Source organism: Paenibacillus sp. 2KB_20, from assembly GCF_052115765.1.
GTDB lineage: Bacteria > Bacillota > Bacilli > Paenibacillales > Paenibacillaceae > Paenibacillus_AQ.
This window is the reverse complement of sequence record NZ_JBFRHH010000001.1, coordinates 124,165-144,938: the sequence shown is the minus strand read 5'-3', so window position 1 is coordinate 144,938 and position 20,774 is coordinate 124,165. Positions and strand designations below refer to the sequence as shown.

The window sequence follows — 20,774 nt, the reverse complement described above, 5'->3', positions numbered from 1 at the left end:
AAAACATGGATGTTTAGTCGTCTTTTTTAACTCTACATAAATGTTAGACGATTTGCACTGAATGCATTTAATGTTAGATTATATTACACATATGGTGTTTATCATAAAAAAAACCGTTGCAGATATTCATTTACCCCCCTATAATGACAATATGAATTCAAGTTTATGTTATATTAGTTAACATTAAGGGGAGTGTAAAACATGAACAAAAGATGGCTAGGTTTAATGGCGGGAGCAATCGCATTGCTTGCATTCCCGGCGAGCGCGTTCGCCGCTGATGGAGGAGCCACAAATGTTGAATTAACGGCTGGTTTGAACTCCGTGTTCGTATTCTTGGCAGCATTGCTCGTATTCTTCATGCAAGCAGGGTTCGCACTGCTGGAAGCCGGATCGGTTCGTATGAAGAATGCAGGCCACGTTGCCGGTAAAACATTCCTGACCTTCGGCATTTCAATCGTGGCCTTCTGGGCGCTAGGATTTGGCCTGGCATTTGGTAACGGGAACAGCTTTTTCGGATTTGAAGGTTTTTTCTTAAGCGGTGACAATGCATCAGGCTCATTTGATTCCTTGTCCACTTACGATGTGCCAACGACCATTATGTTTCTGTTCCATTTATCCTTTGCAGCCGTCTCCTTGGCTATCGCTTGCGGCGGTATGGCCGAACGTGCGAAGCTTAGCGTTTATATCGTGTTCGGATTGCTGTTCACCATCGTGATTTACCCGATTGTTGCTCACTGGGTGTGGGGCGGCGGCTGGCTTGGGGCTCTGGGTATGCAGGACTTTGCCGGATCGACGGTCGTTCACTTGACAGGTGCTACAGCGGCGCTGGTGGCTACCGTTCTTCTGAAACCCCGACTTGGCAAATATAATAAGGACGGGAAGCCTAACAGCATCCCAGGTCACAACCAGGTATTATCGGTACTCGGCGTGTTCATCATCTGGATTGGTTGGTTCGGATTTAATCCGGGGAGCACCATCTCCGCACTCACGGACGGCTTCTTCGGGTTCGTGGCTTTAAATACGAATATCGCAGCAGCGGCAGGTGCGCTTGCAGCGTTGCTGATCTCTTGGGCGGTTCTGGGCAAAGCGGATATACCCAGCATGCTGAACGGTATCCTCGCTGCATTTGTTGCCATCACAGGGGCTTGCGCATTCGTGGAACCTTGGGCGGCTGTTGTTATCGGTGCAGTAGCCGGTACGATTACCTTCTTTACGGCTCAGTGGTTTGACCGCAAAGGCATTGATGATCCTGTATATGCATTCTCCGTACATGGTATTGCCGGTATGTGGGGTGCCGTATCCACCGGTTTGTTCGCAGCACCGAGACTTGTTGAAATTACAGGCGTAGGCAAAGAAGGTTTGTTCTACGGCGGGGGCTTCGGTCAGCTTGGCGTTCAGCTTCTGGGTCTGATCGGAACGTTTGCATTCGTTCTCGTGATCTCTTTCATCATTCTGTATATCATGAAAGTCACGATGGGTATTCGCGTAACGGAGGAAGAAGAATTGATGGGCCTTGATATCAGTGAACACGGAACTTACGGATATCCGGAGCAAATGAAACTTCTGGCGGAATCGGAAGGGAACTCCCCTGAGTTTCGTTCCGGAGGCAAAGCGTTACCTGGAAGCGACACCGCATTATAAATAATAAACTCGAAATGGTTAATGAATATGCAATAAGGAGGCCGCGGCATGAAACCTCTGAAATCCGTCAATCTGTTTCCGGTATTCTCGGAAATTCAGACAGCAGCAACAGCCCAGCAATTACGAGATGAACGGATCGCTTGTCAGAACCATCTGATCGAGATGCGTCATGACATGAAGCTGAGAGAGTGGATCGCATCCGTCAATACGATGCACGATCTGATTGGACAGCGTGCCGCGGCAATCTGTGAGCAGGACATGTGGGAGGCTGGCTTGGGCCGGCCTCCTGCGCGTTATGCGTTTGTTGCTTTTGGCAGCAGCGGAAGGCAGGAAGCTACGTTGTGGAGTGATCAGGACAATGGACTGATCATTGGTGATGAGCTGGAGGAGGATCAGCTCCCTTTTTTTCGGGAATTTGGCCTTCGGCTGGCGAATCTGCTGGAGGATGCAGGCTATCCCAAATGTTCGGGAAAGGTAATGTGTTCGGAACCATTATGGAGCAAAAAGCTTGGCGATTGGAAAAATCAGATTAGCGAGTGGTGTGAAGACCAGCAGTGGGAGCCGATTCGCAATTTCATCATCGCCTCGGATCTCCGTCATGTAGCAGGAGATGGCAAACTATCGGAGGAATGGGTTGACCATTTCCGAAGCTCTGTCGAACTGCACCCGAGCATCGGCAATGCCGTGCTGCGAAACACGGTCAAGCATAAGGCAACGCTAAATGTCATGGGACGAATTGTGACGGAGCGGTTTGGTGAGCATGCCGGTGAATTTGACGTGAAGTATGGCGTCTATATTCCGCTTGTGAACAGCATTCGCACGATGGCGCTGCAAAGAGGCATCATCGAAACCTCAACGCAAAAGCGCATGGAGAAGGTGATGCTGCTTGAGGGCGGCAACCTCCTGCTGGAAAGCGTGCAGCGTGCTTTCTTGACGGCGCTTCGGCTGAGAAATAACACGCCCCATAGGCTGGAGAACGGGCTGATCATCAGCAGCGGGTATATCCCGCAGGAGCAGCTCAAGAACAAAACCATGCAGTACGAGCTTCGCGATACGCTTGGTGTGGTCAGACGGATACACCGGTCATTGCAGCGAGAGCACCGTTTTGCGGAGAGGGGGAACCCATGACTGAACCGGGACAATCGAACGGTGGGTTCTGGAGATCACTCCGTTTGGGTGACTTTAATTCCGCCATCGCCTCCATGCGCGGCGCGCAGACAGCGCAGCAGCTGGCCTTCATCCGATCCCAGATGAAGGATAACCGGAGGCCGGAGGTTCTGGGTACCCCGCTGGACGAGCTGGAGGTTGTCGTATTTGATCTGGAGTCGACGGGGTTCAATCACCAGCACGGTGATGAAATTTTGTCATTCGGTGCAATCAAGGTCATCGGCGAGCAAGTGATCGAGAACGAAACCTTTCATATGATCGTTAACAGCGGTGCTCCTGTTCCTCCATTCATTGCTGAGCTGACGGGAATTACGCAGCATATGGTTGATGCAGCCCCGCCTTTAATGGAGGGGCTGCATGATTTCATGGCATTTATCGGAGGCAGGGTGCTTGTTGCCCATGCCGCTGCGCATGACCGTGGATTCCTGAACGCAGCCTTGTGGAAGACATCGAAGGTCCGATTAACCCATCGGCTCCTCGATACGATGATGCTCGCACAGAGATTATATCCTGAGCAGAAGGACTACAGTCTGGATGAACTGCTGCGGAGCAGCGGCATCCCGGTGGAGGGCCGGCATCATGCTCTGTCCGACGCGCGCATGACAGCCCGGTTGTGGGCGGATTATATGAAAGAAATTCAAGCGCGCGGCCATGCAATCACCCTGGGAGATTTGTATGTCTATCTAAGCGAGGCATAACCTCAAACATGATGGATGCAGCAATAGCCTATTACCCTATTTGATCTGGCAAGGAATCGGGGTGAGCGAATAGAACTCCGCTGCCGGACGAACCCAGGAATTTGACGGTAGATCGCTGTCTAATTCGGCGGTTTCTTTTTCCCGCATAATTTTGTAGGCATGAAGCTGTAATGGTTTCAAGCCGGGAGCGTTTGGAGCTGCAGGAGATCCGATGGCATACACCTGAAGCAATCCGCCGAAGGATGGGAGCTGCAGCAGATCCTCGCCGGACGGCTCAGGGGATGTGTGCGGGTGACTGTGAAACAAACCGATGATTCCTTTTTCAGTTAACACCAAGCGGGTCCATTGAACAGGGTCCAGATGAAAAGAATGCAGCGGAAACTCCGCTGTATTTTTTACGGGGGTAAATTGCGTAACAGTTACCGATCGGCTTATTGCGCTAGAGTGCCCGATAAGGACGCCACAGGCTTCCTCTGGCAGACAATCGTACGTATAGTCCGATATATGCTGTTGTACTGCCGCGTGCAGCAGAAGCTGCTCCAGGGCCATGTCAGACGGGTTCATCTTTTTCCCTCCCGGGCTATAATTGAAGTTGATCGCGTGTTTGAAAGATCAGGGTTTCAGGGTACAATAGGGACTATAAGTGCGTGTTCAAAAAGGTCGATTTTCAGTACCGAGAAGGTTGGATGAAGCTAGGGAGTGAGGAGCGGAGCGTACGTTTTGGGTACGTGAGCACCGGAAGGCCCGGCTGAATTCAAGATTCGATGCCGAGCTGCTTCCTGATTCGCTTCGTGATCAAAAGCGGACTTTTTGAACAACCTCTATAACTAAGTTTAGCAAAGGAACCTATACCTATGAAGCGAAATATCATCATTCTCGTCCTGCTTGTTGTTGCGGCAGGCGCTGTAATCTATAACCAAGCCGGCGACAACATTCAAGCTGTCTTCACGCAGGAGAAGCCGCTCCCGACGGAGACAGGCGCCAAGGCTGGACTGCTTGCCCCCACCTTCACCTTGAAGGGGATGGACGACAAGATCTATGCCGGCGGCGGAGCGCGCGATAAAGCAATGGTCGTCAATTTTTGGGCATCATGGTGTGAACCGTGCAAGCAAGAAGCCCCGGAACTCGACAAGTTGGCGGCGGAATATGCAGATGAGCTGGAAATCTACGGCGTGAACGTGTCCAAGTATGACAATGAGAAGAAAGCGCGTCAATTCGTTAAGGATTTTGAACTTCGGTATCCGATCCTTCTCGATCCCAAAGGAGAAGTGTTCGAGGAGTTGTATAAAGGCCAGGTCTTCCCAACGAATGTGCTGATTGATCGAAACGGCGTGATCCAGGAAATCATTCTGGGCGCTCCGGATCCCAAGGATCTTCGCAAGAAGGTAACCAAGCTGTTGAATTAGCTGTGAAGCGAAAGGCGGCGGAAACACCAAAAAAGCGCGGCCACCATGTTCATGACATGGCGGATACGCGCTTTTTATATTTGGATACAGTCTTAGTGATTAACCAACCCTTGTCTCGTCGCGGACTCATGCACCTGTTCCGGTGAGATTTGGCCGAGCAGCGCATAGCGCATACTGTCCACCAGGGCTTCCCAGCTCGCCTCAATGACGTTGCTGGAGACCCCGACGGTGTTCCAGGAATTCTCAAAGTTCTTGGACTCGATCAGCACCCGTACTTTGGCTGCCGTCGCATCCTTGTCATCGAGCACCCGTACCTTATAGTCAGCGAGATGCATTTCCTTGAGTGTCGGGAAGTATTGGACCAGCGCTTTACGCAGCGCGTTGTCAAGCGCATTGACCGGACCGTTGCCTTCTGCCGCAGTGTAGATGCTCTCACCGGCAACGTTGACTTTAACGAAGGCTTCAGAGACAACCGGTTGCCCGGCTGATTTCTCTACCAGCATTTTGAAGGATTCGAAGGTAAACAGCTCCTTAAGCTCTCCGTTCGCTTCTCGAAGAAGCAGCTCCAGGGAGGCGTCCGCGCCTTCGAATTGATATCCTTCATGCTCAAGATCCTTGATTTTTCCGATAATATGCTTGGATTGTTCACTAGCCGGATCAAAGTCAAGACCCATGTCTTGCGCCTTCGATACGATGTTGCTCTGTCCTGCAAGCTCGGACACAAGTACGCGCTGCTTGTTTCCGACTTTCTCCGGTTCGATATGCTCGTACGTTCTGGAATCGCGCAGGATCGCCGAAACATGGATGCCTCCCTTATGGGCAAAGGCAGCGTTACCCACATACGGCTGGTTAACCGGCATATTGACGTTGGCGATTTCACTGATATACCGTGCGGTATTTGTCAGCGTGCGTAGGTTATCGTCTCCGATGCACTCATAGCCCAGCTTCAACTGCAGATTCGGGATGATGGAGCACAGGTTGGCATTCCCGCAACGTTCCCCATAACCGTTCATCGTTCCCTGCACATGCTGGACACCAGCCTGTACGGCACTCAGGGTGTTGGCAACGGCAAGCTCGCAATCGTTGTGGGTGTGAATGCCGAGTGGAGCGCCGGGCAATGGACCCGCTAAAGATGTCACAATGTTCGAGATCTCGTGCGGGAGACTGCCGCCGTTCGTATCGCACATGACAAGCCAATCAGCGCCTGCCTCTCGTGCTTTGGACAATACGGCAACAGCATATTCGGGATTGTTCTTATAGCCGTCAAAAAAGTGCTCGGCATCAAAAATCACTTCGAGGCCTTTTTGCTTCAGGAAAGCGATGGAATCATAGATCATCGCCAGATTCTCTTCGAGTGTCGTCTGAAGCGCGGTATGGACGTGGAAATCCCATGACTTCCCGACCAAAGTGGCCGCAGAAACGCCGGATTCCAAAATCCGAAGCAGATTGGCATCCTGGTCGGCGATGGAGCCTTTGCGGCGAGTGCTGCCAAACGCGGTTACTTTTGAGGTTAAGCCGAGATCCTGGACTCTTTTGAAAAATTCGATGTCCTTGCTGTTGCTTCCCGGGATACCGCCTTCAATATAATGAACACCAAGAGCATCGAGTTTCTTGGCGATTTTGACCTTGTCGTCCGCCGACAAGCTGATTCCTTCGCCTTGGGTTCCGTCGCGAAGTGTCGTATCAAAGATGGAAATGGACTTAGACATGATGTCCTCCTTTGGGTGTCCGGGATTGGACCGTATTGTTTATAATTTTGTATTATAACATTTCTTTGCGGGAAAGTAACAGAGTAAAAAACAAACCTTACCCACAGAGGCTTATTCTTGACCCGTGTTAAGGGTAACGATATGCTGGAGGCGTTGGTGAAGCCTTCATGATTCCTCACGGATAATGACATGAAGACACTTCATTGACTAAAGAAGATATAATGGAACGGAGTTTATGACATGATTCAATATTCTAATGATCAGGTGACGATTTTTCAAAGTGCGTTATTTCAGACCACATCAACGGTAATCCAGCTGGATGAGAGTATCATTATCATCGATCCGACCTGGTTGCCGCACGAAATCGATGAGATTCGAGAACATGTTAACGCGGTTCGGGGAAACAGGGAATGTTATCTCATCTTCACGCATGGGGACTACGACCACATTATCGGATATAAGGCTTTCCCGGACGCCAAGACGATTGGGAGTGCCGGACTCAGAGATGACCCGGAAAAAGGGGATAAACTGAAATCAATTCGTGATTTTGACGCTTCCCACTATATTACTCGCGATTATCCCATAGAATTCCCGGTACTTGATATCGTTATCGAGAAAGATGGACAACAGCTCGCAATGGGCTCCACAACGCTTACATTCTATAGAGCACCGGGACATACGGCCGACGGCTTGTTTACCGTGATTGATTCTGTGGGAGTATTTGCAGCCGGTGACTACTTATCCGATTTTGAGCTCCCATTTATCTTCCAAAGTGCGAGGGACTATGAAGGAACGATTCGCCAAGCTGCAAGGATTCTTAGGGAGCATTCGGTTGCATTGCTTATCCCTGGGCATGGCCGGCATACGACAAGCCGAACCGAGATGAATCGAAGAGTGGAGGCAGCCCGGAGTTATCTGGAGCGACTGCGTCAGGCTGTTATAGAGGGCGATGATACGGCCCTTGACCAGCTGCGACAGGAGCATGGGTTTGTCTCTGAATTCACGGGAAAGTGCCATAAGGAAAACGTGAGAATCATTCAAAATGAACTTCAAGATGAGGGCGGCAACAAGACTTAAGTAGAACCGTTCCGAAGAAAGGAAGAAAGAAGGAAATCTGCGTGGGACATATCGACCATTATTATCCGGCCAGCGGCCGCGTTATACTTCATGTGGATATGAATGCTTTTTACTGTTCTGTACACGAAGCGGAGGTGCCGGAGCTCTATCGGGGGAAGCCCACGGCTGTCGCAGGCAGCATCGAGCTGCGCAAAGGTGTCATTGTTACCTGCTCCTATGCGGCACGGTCCCTCGGGATACGCACAGGGATGAACGTAAGACAGGCGCTGCGGATCTACCCCGACCTGATGATCATCCAGCCGGATTTTCATCTGTACCGCAAGTATTCCAATGCATTTATGAATATAGCTTATGCTTATACGCCGCTGCTGGAAGCGACTTCGATTGACGAATGTTACCTGGATATAACGGGATCGAAGCAGTTCGGCACCCCCCTGGATATCGCCCGGGAGATTCAGGAGCGTATCCGTGAGGAGTTGTCGCTGCCTTGCTCCGTCGGCATTGCTCCGAATAAATTGCTGGCCAAGATGGCCTCGGACATGAAAAAGCCCAACGGGCTATCCGTGCTGCGGATACGGGATGTCCCGCAGGTACTCTGGAATAGACCCTGCGCAGAGCTGTTTGGCATCGGGAGCAAGACAGCCGACAAGCTGCGTAAGTTGAACATCCAGACGATCGGACAGCTGGCCGCTGCCGATGAAGGCCTGCTGACCTCGACTTTTGGCGTAATGGGGTCATGGATGAAAAGGGCAGCCAGCGGCATCGACCATGCTCCTGTCGTTGCGGAGCGGGAACAGAGCAAATCGATCGGACACACGACCACGCTCCCGCAGGATGTTACTTCGGCGGAGGAGGCGCGAAGGGTGCTGCTGAATCTGAGCGATCAGGTAGCGCGCCGGCTCCGCAGGCAGGGTCTAATGACCAGCGGCATACAGATCACTCTGCGTACACCGGATATGAAGACCATCACCCGGTCAAGGCATCTGGCCATTCCGACGGAAAATACCGAGGATATCTACCGGGAAGCGTGCGAGCTGTATCACCGGCACTGGAAGCGGGACAAGCCGCTTCGTCTGCTTGGCGTTACGCTGCAGCAGCTTATCGCGAAGGAGGAATCCGCCATTCAGCTGGATTTGTTCGATTACGAGAAACAGCCAAAGAAAGAATCGCTGACCCGGGTCATGGACGAGCTGCGCAATAAATTCGGCGAGAGTGCGGTGCTGACCGCCGGCATGCTGGGAGATGACCCGTCGTCCTTAATCCGCAATCATAAGCGGAGAGGTACATCTTTACAGATGGATTTTGTAAGGGATCTGGGGAACGATAATAAAAATGCCGTTCAGCCGCCCGCGAAGGACCCTGACCGCGATTAGCCTTTTTTTTGATAGCTGAAGCTCCTTCATTTCCTTTGAAAATAACAAATTATTGTCGGAAAATGTTAGGAAATATATTTGTATTCCTAAAAAAATTGTATTAATATATGTAGATGGTGGCGGGAGACCGTCAGCTTATACTATGTTTATAGAGATGTTTATAGATATACAGGAGGAAGAGAGACTATGGCGAAGTTTACTTGGGTAGATAAAGATACCTGCATTGCTTGCGGCGCTTGCGGAGCAACGGCACCCGATATTTACGATTACGACGACGAAGGCCTGGCAGAAGTTATTTTTGACGGAGACAACAACCGCGGGGTAACTGAAATTCCGGAAGATATGCATGATGATATGCTGGATGCCTGCGATGGCTGCCCAACAGATTCAATTCGGATTGCTGACGAGCCGTTTAACGCAGAATAACCAATACCGCTTTAAGCCCTGATATTCCATCTTGAACTTATACCGACGCCCTCTGCCCGACAAAGGCAGGGGGCGTTTTTTCGTATCCGACGATTCATACATAATTGGAGCATTTATTCCGATATACAGGATAATAGAGGTAAAAATGTCATAAAAGGAGGCTCCCGAATGAACAATTCGCTGTACCTCAAAAGGTATGTGGAGACGCATCCTGATAATAAAATGGCCTGGTACCTGCTGGGGAAGGAATATGAGCAGGCCGGCGAACAGGGCAAGGCAAATTACTGCTACAACAAGGCAGAAGGGGTCTATGAAGCCTTCGAGCTTAGTCAGGTCCCGTCCGATATATGGAAAAATTACGAACAGCGTTTATTGGAGATGGAGAGGGACAAGGACCGCAGGCGAAAAAGAACTCGGCGTTTGCTTGCTGCGCTGGTGTTATTGCTGCTGGTATTCCTTCCTCCAGCCCAGGCACCGGGCTCCGTTCCGGGGGATTTTGCATCAGATGTGTTTCTGCCGAATGAGCCGGTATCCGCCTCGGCCGTTAACAAAGAGAAGCGGGATTCGCGTAAAGAACCGCTGTATACCGCCGTTTCTTCCGGTCAGGGGAAGGATTCCGCCGGAGCCCTGTCCTCATTGCTTCGGCATCCGCAGGCATTGCCGAATTGGTCGGTCGCGCTGGGGATGAAGCAATCGGGCAAGTGGCAATTATGGAGTAAGGACATGGAACGTTTATACGGATTGCATCGGGATGCTAAAGGCGCTATTGCGATCCAGCCATATGAAGGAGCGGCATTGGAGTGTGATTGCGAGCCTGCGGATAGTTCGCAGCTTAAGCGGAGCGCGGGGCAATGGGCAGATCTGCAAGTTGAGACGGCCGTGCTGCAGGAAGCGGCCAACCAGTATAAGGCTCGGCATGGACGTCTGCCTAAAGGCTTGAATGAACTGACGCAGCCGTATCCCAACAATTGGCTGTCCGGCCGTTCGAAAGCAATGGAGGAGATGTTCGGAACTTTAATGAAGCATAAGTCCCAAGGAACTGGCGGCCCTAAGGACCAGCCGGGGCAGCAGCCTGGGAACGACCCGGAGGAGATTGGATATTGGGGGACTTCGCCGAACGGGGAACCTTTTTTTGAGCAGCCGCTTCAGGTCATCATTGACCGGAAACATCATCGGCTTGCCGTTGTCAGCGGCACCGTCATGCTGCGCAATTATGCGGTGGGGCTTGGAGGAGCGAAAACGCCGCTGGGTGATTTTCATATTAATGACAAGGTTGTTAATCCGAACGGGACCACGAAGGGCCCCTATGGGACGCGAGGAATGCAGCTGTCCGATACGCAATACGCGATACACGGGACGCTAGACGTGGACAGTATCGGAGCGAATGAATCTGAGGGCTGCATCCGTATGCTTAAAGAGGATGTGGAGGAACTGTTTGATCTGGTTCCGATGGGAACCGTCGTGACAATTCGGGAAGGGGTTCTGCCCGAGGACCTGTGGACGCCGAAAGAGCGTTTTAAGCTCAAGCTTGCCCAGGGGCAGACCAACCCGGGCAAGGTGTATCACTGGCTGGATTAAGGCTGGGCGATCACAATCAGAACGATAATCAGGATAATAAGAAGAGCGATGCCGGAGCTGATCCATAGTATGGCCTTCTTATTAACCTCTTCTTTTTTCTGCTGCAAGGTCGGAGGCTTACGTTTGGCTGACATGTCTTTCCCCTCTTTCTCTCATGATCATGAAAATGATTTGTACAATCCTCCTTTATTGTAAGGGGTTTGTCCCGAAATTGCCACATCGCTTTCTCGTCAGGACGATCGCCCGGTTTATGCTGAAGAACTTTCTTTTTGAGGCAGAAACGGATAAACTGAAGGATAGAGAAATAACTGGATGAGAGGAAGAGTGGATGTGCTGTACCGCAACATAGGCAAACCTATATTTTTTAAACTCGATCCCGAGAAAGCTCACCACCTTGTGGTTGGCGGCCTTGGACGTGCCTCCGGCGTGGTCGGCGCAGACGCTGTCATGCGAGGGATGTACGGTGTTAGCGAAACACCGGATTTGGCGGTGGACCTGTTCGGGCTTCATTTCCCGACACCGGTCGGACTTGCCGCCGGGTTAGATAAAAATGCCCAGGCCGTCAAAGGTTTCTCCTCCATAGGCTTCGGATTTATGGAAGTAGGAACGGTGACCCCGAAGGGACAACCGGGCAATGAACAGCCGCGATTGTTCCGGCTTCCTCCGGATGAGGCACTCATCAACCGGATGGGTTTCAACAACGAAGGAGCCGAGGCGATGGCAAAAAGGCTGTCCGCACTCAAGGAACGCCGTATTCCGGTTGCCGTCAACATCGGAAAGAACAAGGCGACTCCGAACGAGAAAGCCAACGGTGATTACGAAGCTTGCATTCAAGCTTTATTTCCGTATGGCGACTTTTTTGTTGTCAACATCAGTTCCCCGAACACGCCGGACTTGCGCAGCCTTCAGCATGGGAGCGAATTGTCATCCTTGCTGGAAGCCGTGAAGAACGAAATGTCCCGCCAAGCCAAGATCCATGGAGGCGAGAAGGCCGTCCTGGTGAAGATTGCGCCGGATGTGAGTGATGAGGAACTGGAATTCATGGTGGATACGATTAGTGCAAGCGGCGTTTCCGGCATTATCGCCACGAACACGACGCTTTCCCGGGATGGGCTGACCCACGGTAACGCCAAAGAAACCGGCGGCCTTAGCGGGAAACCGCTGCGTAACCGATCGACGGAGATCGTATCCCGGATTTACAAGCAGACCGGCGGTGCGCTTCCGATTATCGGGTCTGGCGGAATTTTTACGGCAAGTGATGCTTATGACAAAATACGCGCGGGCGCAAGCCTGGTGGAAATTTATACAGCACTTATCTATGAAGGGCCTGAGGTGAACCGCAAGCTTCATTCCGGTCTCCGGGAGCTGCTTGCACGGGATGGCTTCAGCCATATTTCCGAAGCCGTCGGGGCTAATCATCGGTAAAGGGTAAAGACAGGAGGCAAGGCGATGGACGTTAGAGACTGGGGGACATTTTTGCTTCCGTATGAGCAGACCGTTGAGGAATTGAAGGTTAAATTCAAGACGATGCGTTCCGAACTGAAAAAACGGGAGGAATACGCACCGATCGAATTCGTAACGGGTCGGGTCAAACGGATCTCGAGCATACTGGACAAGGCAAAACGCCTCGATGTGCCGATGGACGAGTTGGAAACCGGGATTGAGGATATCGCAGGCATTCGGATTATGTGTCAGTTCGTGGAGGATATCCGGCGGGTAGCCGAATATATCCGGGCACGGAAAGACCTGACCGTATTATACGAGAAGGACTACATTACCAATTTCAAAGAGAGCGGCTATCGGAGCTTTCATATGATTATCGAATATCCGGTGCAAACGGCTTTGGGGCAAAAGAAGGTGCTTGCCGAAATTCAGATCCGTACGCTGGCCATGAATTTCTGGGCTACGATTGAGCATTCCCTTAGCTACAAGTACCGGGAAAGCCTTCCGGATGACATTCGGGCACGGCTGAAGAAGGCCGGAGAAGCGGCGAATACGCTGGATACGGAAATGTCGAGCATCCGGGAGGATATATTGGAGGCGCAGCGGCAGTTCGAGGACGATTCCAATATTACGACACAGGTGCTGAACGCGATTCACAAGCTGTATTTCTTCCATCTGGTCAATGAGGCAATTGCTTTTCAGAGCCGGTTTAACGCGATATTTCAGGATCATGACATGGATGCGATGAAGGTACTTCTGGATGAGGTGAAGGAACTGCTGGCCGAAGCCAAGAAGAAAGTAAACGAGCATGAGCTATGAACCGCTGTATGTCGCTTACCTCGTTTACTTTAACCGTGATCGGGACTACTTCGAATGTCATGAAGTGTTAGAGGAACTGTGGCTCGCGCAGGATCGTGATCCAAGGTATAAGGGACTTCTGCAAGTGGCTGTCGGGCTTTTTCATTTCCGGAACAACAACGTAAGAGGAGCATTTAAAATGTTCACAAGCGCTGTATCCCGACTCGGGAGTTATCCCGGGGATGAGCTGGGGATCTCGATGGGGAAGCTGGTAAGCGAAGTACGTGACTATGCCAAGCAGTTGGCGTCGTATGACGTTCGTCCATTTCCCTATAGGGATTTGACGATCGAAATTGGGGATACTGAGCTTAAGCAGGCAGTTCGGTTGGCATCGGAGCGCATCATGCCGAACATTCCGCAGCGGCGAAAGCCGGAGCGGGCACATTCCAAGTAACTTTAGGAACAAGTGAAAAAAGAGCTGCCCGTCTGTAGAGGGATCTACTTTTGGGCAGCTCTTTTTTATATGACCATTTAGGATTAAGATTCGGTACCTTTGTATTTATCATCGATGAACTGTTTGATTTCCTCGACGGATTTTCCTTCGTCATGAAGCCGTTTGGCATCCTGCAGCTCGGTCAGGCAGATGCCGCATTGAGCGCCATGGTCCGTCCATTTGACTTCGCCGTCCTGGTTCTCGGCAATGAAGCAGCGATGAAGGGAATCGTGATAGCCGTTCTCCTCGTCCATGCAGCCGCAATAACATTTGATTTCCTTCATGATGTCTTCTAATTCTCCGACCGTGGCATAGGTTGCTTGCGTATTGTCGGTATAGCTCGACAAGAACTTCGGCATAACCGTCATGCTGGCTGTTGTCTCATATCGTTCAGAATCGGCGCCGTGCTGATGCCCGGCAGCGGATTCTTTACCGCCGCATGCGGTCAGCAGCATGCCCGAAATAACGAAGGTAAAGAGGATGGCGCGAGTGCGGTTCATTTCGTCACGCTCCCTTTATATTTATCCAGGATTTGCTTGAAGTCATCGATGGAATAGCCTTCACTGGAACCTTCCGGTTTCAATCCGCCGACCATGCGTTCTTTCTCTACACCGTTCTCGAAGTAGACCAGCGTCGGGGTGAACTCAATGTTGTACTCTCTCCAGCCTTCCTGATACTCGCGAAGGTTGTACTGGTGCATGGTAATTCCAGCATCATCCGCCAAAGGCATCAGTTCCGGGGTCGTCGCACGGCAGTGCGGACAGTCGGATGCAAAGAAGTAAACGAAGAAGTTCTCTTTGTTGTCAACCTTGCTCTTCAGCTGATCCGGCAAAATGATTTGCTGGTAGTTCGGATCATTAAGGAGTTCTTGCGTAGCCGGGTTCAGGCTGGAGACCTTCTTGCCCCCGTACAATTCGCTTGCTTCTCCTTGACCGTTCAAGAAAATGAGTGCAGCAATCAATAAGACGAAGACTCCGCCGAAGGCGTATAATGCGGTGTATTTATTCTTTTTTTTGCGGTTCATGGATCCACCCCCTAATGATTAATAATAAATAAGGACTTGTCCTTTTTAATGTAGTTTATTATACAATATTAAAAGTCGGAGCGGAACATGCGAATGTTTGCTTCAGCACGGTGAAAATATACTTTCAAACGATACGATACAGAACAGGTAGGTACCATGTATGGCATTACAACTGCCCTCGCCGTTTCTGGCGAAGATGAAATCGCTGCTTGGCGAAAACTATGACAATTTTATGAAGTCTTATGAACAAGCCCCGAATGCCGGCATTCGGGTGAATACGCTGAAGATCAGCAGAGAGGAATTCATGAAGTTGTCTCCCTTTGACCTTGTGCCCATCCCCTGGTGTTCCACCGGTTATTATACTCAGGCAGGAGAGCGTCCGGGACGGCATCCTTACTATCATGCGGGGTTATATTATATTCAGGAACCAAGCGCGATGGCTCCGGTTGAACTGCTCGGCGTAACACCGGGGGATCTGGTGCTGGACCTGTGCGCGGCTCCCGGCGGCAAATCTACGCAGATTGCAGCAAAGCTGAGTGGGCAGGGGGTGTTGGTTAGCAATGATCTTCATCCGGACCGCACCAAAGCGCTTGCCAAAAACTTGGAGATGTACGGCGTGCGGAACGCCGTGGTGCTGAATGAGGATCCGGAGCGGATCGCGGGTGCTTTCCCCAGATTTTTCTCCAAAATATTGATTTATGCCCCCTGCTCCGGCGAAGGGATGTTCCGCAAAGACGAATCCATGCTGAAGTACTGGGAAGCGTCGTCTCCGCTGAAGTTTGCGGAGATGCAGCGGGATATTTTGAAATCGGCAGCAGCCATGCTCCGTCCGGGAGGTCGGCTGGTGTATTCTACCTGTACCTTCTCTCCAGAGGAGAACGAAGGGATGATTGCGGAGTTTCTGAATGAGCATCCGGATTTTTGCGTGGTCCCGGTGGATCATTCGGAATTTTATTCTCCGGGTGAAACGGCCTGGATGTCGGGACAGGAAAAGGTGAAGGACGATGTACTGAAGCAGCTTTCCGGGACCGCCAGACTGTGGCCGCATAAGGTCAGAGGCGAAGGACATTTCATGGCCGTGCTTCAGCGGGAGGGCGAGCTGAACATGCGTGAGGCTGAACGGGAACAAGCTCCATTATTCAAGCCTGGTGGCTTGGTCAACGAGTCGCTTGCTATATCCTCCCGGACAGAGCAATCCCGTGAACGTAAAGGTAAAACTGCTCTTCGGGAGGAGAGATCAGGTAAACCAGGGAAATACGGTAAAGGTGCAACGCGCCAGCAGGCATTCCGCCGGAGCGTTACGGATTCTCAATCGGGTTCGATTCATCTATTACAAGCCTTTATTCGCGAGCAGTTGGATATGGAGCTGACGGGATATCCCGTAATCTACGGGAACCATGTGTATGTATCGCCCCTGCCAGAAGAGCGGCTGAAGCAGCTCAAAGTGATTCGTCCCGGATGGTATATGGGACAGTTGAAGAATGAACGGTTTGTACCTGGACATCCCTTGGCTACAGCACTTCGAGCGGATGAGGCTGTTCGCTATGTCAGCCTGTCCTCCGAGGACGGGGAAGCGGTCCGGTATTTGAAAGGGGAAACCTTATCGATTCCGGAAGAGCGCGTGATCTGTCGATCGGGTGCTGAAGCGAAGGGTTATGTGTTAGTGTGTATAGACGGATACTCAGCCGGTTGGGGCAAATGGCAGGCAGGAATATTGAAGAATGAGTATCCGGCAGGGTGGAGGTGGACATCGATATGAGTGCTAAAGGCAGAACAACGCAAAGATTGGACAAGGTGTTATCCAATCTGGGATTCGGCTCGCGGGCCGAATTGAAGAAAAAAGCCAAACAAGGGAGCATCGTGGTCAACGGAACGGTGATGAAGGACTCTGGCAAACATGTTGATCCTTATACGGATATCATTGAGTTTGAGGGAGAGACCGTTCAATACCGGGAATTTGTGTATCTCATGCTGCACAAACCTCCGGGCGTCATTTCGGCGACCGAGGATCTTCGTGACCGTACGGTGCTGGATCTCCTGGATGAGGAATACCTGATCTTCGAGCCGTTTCCGGTGGGCCGATTAGATAAGGACACGGAAGGACTGCTGCTGCTTACAAATGACGGTAAATTGGCCCATGAGCTGCTGTCGCCCCGGAAGCATATTCCGAAAACCTATGAAGCGATAGTAGAGGGCAGGGTGGACGATGAGGATGTGCGGTTGTTTGCTGCGGGAATTACCTTAGATGACGGATACGTAACGTTGCCCGGAGAGCTGGTAATCCATTCCCATGAGGAACGAGGCGACGGGGTCCAGATGTCCCGCATCTCGCTGACGATCCATGAAGGTAAATTTCATCAGGTCAAGCGGATGTTTGAGGCGGTAGGCAAAAAAGTCGTTTATCTCAAAAGAGTCAGCATGGGCGAACTTCGATTGGATGAAAAGCTCGAGATCGGGGCGTACCGGGAGCTGACCGAGCAAGAATTGTCTTTGATCGGAAGGGCATAATCACGATAGAGAAATAGAGACTAAAGGATGGATGGAGAATGGCATACAAATTGGTAGCACTTGATGTTGATGGAACGCTGTTGAATGATGATCATGAAATTACGGAGAAAACGAGGAACACCGTAATGGAAGCCGCAAAACAAGGGGTGGAAATTGTACTGTGCACAGGCAGAGGACCGCTGAATTCGATTCCTTTTATGAAAAGCATGGGTCTTGGCGGTTATGTCATCAGTCATAATGGTGCGGCAACGGTAGAAGTGGAGACCCAAAAAATTGTGCATCAGTTCGGCATGGACCCGCTTCAGCTTGAGCCTTTCATGAAATACTGCCGTGAGCACGGGGTGCATTTTGACGTGAATACCGCCTTTGAGATGTATGTGGACCAGGTGGAGGAGCTTGCCGGTCCGGTTCGTTCGATGTACGAGAACTATTTAATGCTGCCAAGCAACCTGCCGTCATGGGAGGAGCTGTCAGACCCGGTCGTCAAATTCACAACCTTTGGCGAATCCGCCGATATCGACCGCGTCTACGCAGATTGGAGCCAGTGGACCCTTCCTTTTAACATGCTGCGAAGCGGAGAGTACTTCATCGATCTTATGCATAGTGAAGCATCCAAGGGAAGCGCGCTTCAGCAGCTGGCAGCAAGAAGAGGTTATGAGCCGGACGAGGTGCTGGCCATCGGTAATTACTTCAACGATATTACGATGCTGACCTATGCAGGTATGGGGATTGCGATGGATAACTCTCCGGTCGAGGTCAAGGCTGCAGCCAATGCGGTGACAACTTCGAATAATGAGGACGGCGTACACGAGGCATTGGTGAAATACTGTTTGTCGTAAATCGACTATTTTATAAAAGAGAACCCGCCACAGGACACTTGGGAAAGTGCCTAATGGCGGGTTTTTTGCGTAGTTTGAAACCTGTTAACGGTTTCATTCAGAGCATGAGGACAAGCATTTCCTTCCAAATTTGGATTGACACGTTGCTAATGGCATGCTATTTTTATCAATGAAAATGATAATCATTATCAATTATTGAGGCTGGTCAACATGCCTGCATAGCCTGCATCTCGTTTTATCGTAAAAAGGAGGCAATTCATGAGTGTGGAAGAAGAACTGAAAATAGATAGCCTATTGGATTCGGATCGTAACGGAAGAACCAGCCTGGTTGAGATTAAGGAGTATATAGATTGCCATTATAAAGAGGCGATAACCATTGGCCAATTAGCCAGAATGGCTAATATTTGTCCTAAGTATTTTGTGGATTTATTTAAAAAGACATTCGGCCAAACCACAATCGATTACCTGACCCATGTTCGTATGAATCATGCCAAGCGTTATTTGGCCGAATCGGACGATCGTCTTCGAGACATTGCACAGCGAGTCGGTTACAAGGATGAGTTCTATTTCAGCCGTATTTTTAAAAAGAAGGTGGGCATGTCGCCGTCCGAATATGCCCGAAATTCGAGGCAGCTAATCGCGGCCTGTTCCTCCTCTATTATCGGGCAATTGGTAGCACTGAACGTTATCCCTGCCGCTGCGCCTCTTGACGCGAAGTGGACCCCGTATTACTACAATGCCTATCACTCGGAGATCAAGTCGCGCTTAAAGCTGACGTCCCCTTATCCGGACAGCCGTTTCGAGGAGAATATCGAGCAGCTGTTCCGCGCAAAACCTGACGTTATTATCGGCATGGACCATCTCGGTCCAGAGGAAGTCACCAAGCTGGAGCATATTGCCCCTACCTTGATTGTTCCGTCCCATGCAGGGTGGAGGAAGCAGCTGGAGAGTATCGCAACGTTTTTGAATAAAGAAGAGCAGGCACAATTATGGATAGAACAGTATGAACGTCGAGTGCAGTACGCACGCTCACGAATACGGCAAGTAATGGGAAGCGAGAGTATCGTTGCGCTGCGAATATATGGACAGAGCCTCTATGCATACGGTAACCGCGGACTTAAGGAAGTGCTATACCAGGATTTACAGCTCAAGGAAGCTTGCGGTCTGGATACCATGCGTAATCAACAGATCACGCTGGATGATTTGCAACGGATCAATCCGGACCGGATCCTGATTGCGGTATGCCCTGAAGCCACATCACGCCGCTATTGGCTTGCGCTTTTGCATTCTGCGAATTGGCAGACACTCCGAGCTGTCGTTCGTAGCAGCGTCTACATGATCTCGTCCGATCCGTGGTTCGAATATTCCGCTCTTGCCGTGACGAGAATGCTGGACGAGGCATTGCTGCTGTTTACAGGAGATAGTCCAAACGGAGTTCTGGATAAAAGCCATGGTGAATCGATTGTTACGTAATATATACTCGACTTAATTGAGAATCATTATCACAGGAGGAGATATATTGTGGCAGAACGTTTTAACCGTGGAAAGAGAAGTTGGAGGATCAAAATATCAGCACTGGCGTGCTGTGTTATCGTCATAGGCTTGTTGTCAGGCTGTGGGGACAAGGTGGATTCCGAAGCAGCGGGCGGCGATCAGCAGGCAGCGAAGAACGTAGCAGTCGAGACGACCGGCACCGTTGAGGACGGTCAAGAATCGACGGAGGAAATAGGAACGAACAGTGAAGGGACATCGACGAAGGAGGAGCGAACGGTAACGGATGAGCTTGGACATGAAGTGAAGATTCCGGCTGACGTGAAAAACGTGTTCGCACCGAACATGGAGGATTCTTTGCTGAAGCTCGGCGTGAAGCCTGTTGCACAATGGGCCAACGGCAAGATGGGACACACCTATTTGCAGCAGGAGCTGGACGGCGTCCCCTTGATTGATTTTTCAGGAGGCTTACCTTCACCAGAAGCCCTGATGTCCTATGAACCAGATCTCATCGTGCTCCATACCGAAACCTATGCCGCGGACGGTACATATGAAAAATACGCCAAAATCGCGCCAACATACGTGTTCAAAAATGCTTCCGGTAATGTTGAGAAATCGCTGACCACCTTGGGGGATCTGCTTGGGAAAGCAACGGAGGCCGAGACCGCTTTGAAGGATTACGAGCAAAAAGCAAGCGAAGCGAAGGCTAAGCTGAGTTCCGTGGTGGGGGACAAGAACGTTGCCATCATTCGTTTTGCACCTAGAGGCGTCAGTTTGATGGGCGGAAATTATCTCTGCGGCTTTGTGCTCCATCAAGACCTGGGACTCGGCAAGTCCAAGCTGGTCGAGAACGAGAATGCAGCTAACATCTCGCTGGAGATACTGCCGCAGCTGGATGCAGATTATATTTTTGTCATTAACGCCTACGATCAGGGAACGGAACGCTTAAAGGAAATCACGGAAAGCCCGATTTGGAAGGGCATGCCGGCCGTTAAGAACGGGCATGTCTATGAAGCGAATAATGAATACTGGCTGGGAAGCGGCCTTATTGCCTACGAGAAAATCGTGGATGATGTCGTTCGCTCCATCACGGGTCAATAGGG

General features: G+C 50.9%; 21 protein-coding genes. 16 read left to right on the top strand and 5 right to left on the bottom strand.

Annotated elements, in window-relative coordinates:
- Positions 1-201: 201 nt before the first annotated feature.
- Genes AB4124_RS00700 through AB4124_RS00690 form a run of 3 tightly spaced genes read left to right on the top strand, consistent with a single transcriptional unit; the run spans position 202 to position 3,506 of the window.
- Entirely contained in the window at positions 202-1,641 is a 1,440-nt protein-coding gene (locus AB4124_RS00700; RefSeq protein WP_441970594.1) for an ammonium transporter, read from the top strand.
- 48 nt (positions 1,642-1,689) lie between these two features.
- Positions 1,690-2,769 (top strand): DUF294 nucleotidyltransferase-like domain-containing protein, encoded by a 1,080-nt coding sequence (locus AB4124_RS00695; protein ID WP_441970592.1) that lies wholly within the window; start codon positions 1,690-1,692, stop codon positions 2,767-2,769.
- The gene (locus AB4124_RS00690) at positions 2,766-3,506 is read left to right on the top strand and encodes a 3'-5' exonuclease (protein ID WP_430132783.1); all 741 of its coding nucleotides are present in this window, start codon (positions 2,766-2,768) and stop codon (positions 3,504-3,506) included. Before AB4124_RS00695 ends, AB4124_RS00690 begins: the two co-directional genes overlap by 4 nt.
- Before the next feature lie 36 nt (positions 3,507-3,542).
- Here the strand turns inward: AB4124_RS00690 and AB4124_RS00685 are convergent, their stop codons facing one another.
- The gene (locus AB4124_RS00685; protein WP_441970590.1) at positions 3,543-4,070 is read right to left on the bottom strand and encodes a M67 family metallopeptidase; all 528 of its coding nucleotides are present in this window, start codon (positions 4,068-4,070) and stop codon (positions 3,543-3,545) included.
- A 290-nt stretch (positions 4,071-4,360) separates the two neighbouring features.
- Between AB4124_RS00685 and AB4124_RS00680 the strand changes: the two genes are divergently transcribed.
- Positions 4,361-4,912, top strand: a complete 552-nt coding sequence (locus AB4124_RS00680; protein WP_441970588.1) for a TlpA family protein disulfide reductase — start codon at positions 4,361-4,363, stop codon at positions 4,910-4,912.
- A 92-nt stretch (positions 4,913-5,004) separates the two neighbouring features.
- Here AB4124_RS00680 and cimA read toward each other — a convergent pair whose 3' ends face one another.
- Positions 5,005-6,621, bottom strand: coding sequence for a citramalate synthase (gene cimA / locus AB4124_RS00675; RefSeq protein ID WP_098747981.1), 1,617 nt, complete (start codon positions 6,619-6,621; stop codon positions 5,005-5,007).
- Positions 6,622-6,861: 240 nt separating this feature from the next.
- Between cimA and AB4124_RS00670 the strand changes: the two genes are divergently transcribed.
- From AB4124_RS00670 to AB4124_RS00655, 4 genes are all read left to right on the top strand, one after another.
- Complete coding sequence (locus AB4124_RS00670; protein ID WP_441970585.1) at positions 6,862-7,698, top strand: MBL fold metallo-hydrolase; 837 nt, start codon at positions 6,862-6,864, stop codon at positions 7,696-7,698.
- A 41-nt stretch (positions 7,699-7,739) separates the two neighbouring features.
- Positions 7,740-9,071 carry a DNA polymerase IV gene (locus AB4124_RS00665; RefSeq protein ID WP_441970583.1) on the top strand — a complete coding sequence of 444 codons (1,332 nt, stop codon included), beginning with the start codon at positions 7,740-7,742 and terminating at the stop codon, positions 9,069-9,071.
- Between the two features lie 186 nt (positions 9,072-9,257).
- Positions 9,258-9,497, top strand: coding sequence for a ferredoxin (locus AB4124_RS00660; RefSeq protein WP_009594795.1), 240 nt, complete (start codon positions 9,258-9,260; stop codon positions 9,495-9,497).
- A gap of 168 nt (positions 9,498-9,665) precedes the next feature.
- Positions 9,666-11,075 (top strand): L,D-transpeptidase, encoded by a 1,410-nt coding sequence (locus AB4124_RS00655; RefSeq protein ID WP_441970581.1) that lies wholly within the window; start codon positions 9,666-9,668, stop codon positions 11,073-11,075.
- Here the strand turns inward: AB4124_RS00655 and AB4124_RS00650 are convergent.
- Positions 11,072-11,209, bottom strand: coding sequence for a hypothetical protein (locus AB4124_RS00650; RefSeq protein ID WP_015736685.1), 138 nt, complete (start codon positions 11,207-11,209; stop codon positions 11,072-11,074). The genes AB4124_RS00655 and AB4124_RS00650 overlap by 4 nt on opposite strands.
- A gap of 196 nt (positions 11,210-11,405) precedes the next feature.
- Between AB4124_RS00650 and AB4124_RS00645 the strand changes: the two genes are divergently transcribed.
- The 3 genes from AB4124_RS00645 to AB4124_RS00635 are packed head-to-tail and all read left to right on the top strand — an operon-like array spanning position 11,406 to position 13,770.
- Positions 11,406-12,500: a quinone-dependent dihydroorotate dehydrogenase gene (locus AB4124_RS00645; RefSeq protein ID WP_339293550.1), complete on the top strand. Its 1,095-nt coding sequence runs from the start codon at positions 11,406-11,408 to the stop codon at positions 12,498-12,500.
- Between the two features lie 24 nt (positions 12,501-12,524).
- Positions 12,525-13,337: a GTP pyrophosphokinase gene (locus tag AB4124_RS00640; protein ID WP_076325749.1), complete on the top strand. Its 813-nt coding sequence runs from the start codon at positions 12,525-12,527 to the stop codon at positions 13,335-13,337.
- The gene (locus tag AB4124_RS00635; RefSeq protein ID WP_441970578.1) at positions 13,327-13,770 is read left to right on the top strand and encodes a DUF309 domain-containing protein; all 444 of its coding nucleotides are present in this window, start codon (positions 13,327-13,329) and stop codon (positions 13,768-13,770) included. The genes AB4124_RS00640 and AB4124_RS00635 overlap by 11 nt, the downstream gene beginning before the upstream one ends.
- An 83-nt stretch (positions 13,771-13,853) precedes the next feature.
- On the opposite strand, the gene AB4124_RS00630 is transcribed toward AB4124_RS00635, so the two are convergent.
- Positions 13,854-14,309 (bottom strand): PCYCGC motif-containing (lipo)protein, encoded by a 456-nt coding sequence (locus AB4124_RS00630; RefSeq protein ID WP_441970576.1) that lies wholly within the window; start codon positions 14,307-14,309, stop codon positions 13,854-13,856.
- Positions 14,306-14,833, bottom strand: coding sequence for a thioredoxin family protein (locus AB4124_RS00625; protein ID WP_076325752.1), 528 nt, complete (start codon positions 14,831-14,833; stop codon positions 14,306-14,308). Before AB4124_RS00625 ends, AB4124_RS00630 begins: the two co-directional genes overlap by 4 nt.
- A gap of 160 nt (positions 14,834-14,993) precedes the next feature.
- On the opposite strand from AB4124_RS00625, the gene AB4124_RS00620 reads away from it, so the two are divergent.
- The 5 genes from AB4124_RS00620 to AB4124_RS00600 all read left to right on the top strand — a co-directional run bounded on the left by AB4124_RS00620 (position 14,994) and on the right by AB4124_RS00600 (position 20,772).
- Entirely contained in the window at positions 14,994-16,592 is a 1,599-nt protein-coding gene (locus AB4124_RS00620; RefSeq protein ID WP_441970574.1) for an RsmB/NOP family class I SAM-dependent RNA methyltransferase, read from the top strand.
- Positions 16,589-17,341: a pseudouridine synthase gene (locus AB4124_RS00615; protein ID WP_430199717.1), complete on the top strand. Its 753-nt coding sequence runs from the start codon at positions 16,589-16,591 to the stop codon at positions 17,339-17,341. Before AB4124_RS00620 ends, AB4124_RS00615 begins: the two co-directional genes overlap by 4 nt.
- A 38-nt stretch (positions 17,342-17,379) precedes the next feature.
- Positions 17,380-18,180 carry a Cof-type HAD-IIB family hydrolase gene (locus AB4124_RS00610; RefSeq protein ID WP_098747957.1) on the top strand — a complete coding sequence of 267 codons (801 nt, stop codon included), beginning with the start codon at positions 17,380-17,382 and terminating at the stop codon, positions 18,178-18,180.
- 258 nt (positions 18,181-18,438) lie between these two features.
- On the top strand, positions 18,439-19,653 hold the full coding sequence (locus AB4124_RS00605; protein WP_441970572.1) for a helix-turn-helix domain-containing protein: 1,215 nt from the start codon (positions 18,439-18,441) through the stop codon (positions 19,651-19,653).
- A gap of 48 nt (positions 19,654-19,701) precedes the next feature.
- A complete protein-coding gene (locus AB4124_RS00600) occupies positions 19,702-20,772 on the top strand; it encodes an ABC transporter substrate-binding protein (protein ID WP_441970570.1) in 1,071 nt (356 codons plus the stop codon).
- Positions 20,773-20,774: the final 2 nt, after the last annotated feature.

Excerpts from the sequence above, each read along its gene's own strand:
- AB4124_RS00700 (WP_441970594.1), top strand. The coding sequence starts at position 202 with ATGAACAAAAGATGGCTAGGTTTAATGGCGGGAGCAATCGCATTGCTT.
- AB4124_RS00695 (WP_441970592.1), top strand. The coding sequence starts at position 1,690 with ATGAAACCTCTGAAATCCGTCAATCTGTTTCCGGTATTCTCGGAAATT.
- AB4124_RS00690 (WP_430132783.1), top strand. The coding sequence starts at position 2,766 with ATGACTGAACCGGGACAATCGAACGGTGGGTTCTGGAGATCACTCCGT.
- AB4124_RS00685 (WP_441970590.1), bottom strand. The coding sequence starts at position 4,070 with ATGAACCCGTCTGACATGGCCCTGGAGCAGCTTCTGCTGCACGCGGCA.
- AB4124_RS00680 (WP_441970588.1), top strand. The coding sequence starts at position 4,361 with ATGAAGCGAAATATCATCATTCTCGTCCTGCTTGTTGTTGCGGCAGGC.
- cimA (WP_098747981.1), bottom strand. The coding sequence starts at position 6,621 with ATGTCTAAGTCCATTTCCATCTTTGATACGACACTTCGCGACGGAACC.
- AB4124_RS00670 (WP_441970585.1), top strand. The coding sequence starts at position 6,862 with ATGATTCAATATTCTAATGATCAGGTGACGATTTTTCAAAGTGCGTTA.
- AB4124_RS00660 (WP_009594795.1), top strand. The coding sequence starts at position 9,258 with ATGGCGAAGTTTACTTGGGTAGATAAAGATACCTGCATTGCTTGCGGC.
- AB4124_RS00655 (WP_441970581.1), top strand. The coding sequence starts at position 9,666 with ATGAACAATTCGCTGTACCTCAAAAGGTATGTGGAGACGCATCCTGAT.
- AB4124_RS00650 (WP_015736685.1), bottom strand. The coding sequence starts at position 11,209 with ATGTCAGCCAAACGTAAGCCTCCGACCTTGCAGCAGAAAAAAGAAGAG.
- AB4124_RS00640 (WP_076325749.1), top strand. The coding sequence starts at position 12,525 with ATGGACGTTAGAGACTGGGGGACATTTTTGCTTCCGTATGAGCAGACC.
- AB4124_RS00635 (WP_441970578.1), top strand. The coding sequence starts at position 13,327 with ATGAGCTATGAACCGCTGTATGTCGCTTACCTCGTTTACTTTAACCGT.
- AB4124_RS00630 (WP_441970576.1), bottom strand. The coding sequence starts at position 14,309 with ATGAACCGCACTCGCGCCATCCTCTTTACCTTCGTTATTTCGGGCATG.
- AB4124_RS00625 (WP_076325752.1), bottom strand. The coding sequence starts at position 14,833 with ATGAACCGCAAAAAAAAGAATAAATACACCGCATTATACGCCTTCGGC.
- AB4124_RS00620 (WP_441970574.1), top strand. The coding sequence starts at position 14,994 with ATGGCATTACAACTGCCCTCGCCGTTTCTGGCGAAGATGAAATCGCTG.
- AB4124_RS00615 (WP_430199717.1), top strand. The coding sequence starts at position 16,589 with ATGAGTGCTAAAGGCAGAACAACGCAAAGATTGGACAAGGTGTTATCC.
- AB4124_RS00610 (WP_098747957.1), top strand. The coding sequence starts at position 17,380 with ATGGCATACAAATTGGTAGCACTTGATGTTGATGGAACGCTGTTGAAT.
- AB4124_RS00605 (WP_441970572.1), top strand. The coding sequence starts at position 18,439 with ATGAGTGTGGAAGAAGAACTGAAAATAGATAGCCTATTGGATTCGGAT.